Here is a 344-nt window from a genome sequence, read left to right on the forward strand (position 1 = left end):
CGGTCCCTGTGGGTTATCAACCGGCGAGTGCGCATAGTAGTCCGCCGCATACCAGTCATTAGCCCACTCCTGGCCACTTAGTCCCATGTCATACAACCCCAGTGGATTGGGGGGATATTTCCCGACCGGGTAAAAAGGAAATCCCATATCATTCATTTCCAATATTTCATCAGAGGTGGGGACATTGCGTCCCTCTTCTATTTTTCCGTTACTGGTGGCATAGGGCAAATACTGTCCCCGGGAGCGGGCCGCGTATTCCCACTGCGCCTCGGTGGGTAAATCCACCCGTTTACCCGACATTTTACCCAGCCACAGGCAGTAGTCTTTGGCCATCTGCCAGGGGA

At 54.1% G+C, this 344-nt stretch carries 1 protein-coding gene; it reads right to left on the reverse strand.

The window, feature by feature from the left end; genetic code table 11:
• Positions 1-344: formylglycine-generating enzyme family protein (locus tag ACU8YC_RS28630; protein WP_446896469.1), on the reverse strand; the 344-nt coding region annotated here is incomplete at both ends.

This window comes from Citrobacter sp. VF227 (genome assembly GCF_052950715.1).